Raw genomic sequence first — 246 nt, 5'->3', positions numbered from 1 at the left:
ATCGGCGCTTACGCGATCGGCCAGGGCAGCCTGGCCGCCTCGGCCAACTACACCGTCACCTATCAGGGGGCCGACCTCACGATCGACCAGCGACCGGTGACGGTCACGGCGAATGGACAGTCGCGCCTCTACGGCGAGGCCAACCCGAGCCTGACCTACACCACGACCTCGCTAGGCGCAGGCGCGGCCCTGTCGGGCACCCTCGCCACGGCGGCCACGGCCACCTCGGACGTCGGCAGCTATGCG

The 246-nt window shown here is 70.7% G+C and carries 1 protein-coding gene; it reads left to right on the top strand.

Features of this window, described 5'->3' with window-relative positions; all coding sequences use genetic code 11:
- The coding region (locus E4V01_RS25985; protein WP_193763322.1) for an MBG domain-containing protein at positions 1-246 on the top strand (246 nt) is incomplete at both ends.

Origin of the sequence: Methylorubrum sp. Q1 (assembly GCF_004683995.1) — a bacterium.
In the GTDB taxonomy this organism is placed as follows: Bacteria; Pseudomonadota; Alphaproteobacteria; order Rhizobiales; family Beijerinckiaceae; genus Methylobacterium.
Note: the sequence above shows the minus strand (reverse complement) of the source record. Positions and strands in the feature narration are given on the sequence as shown.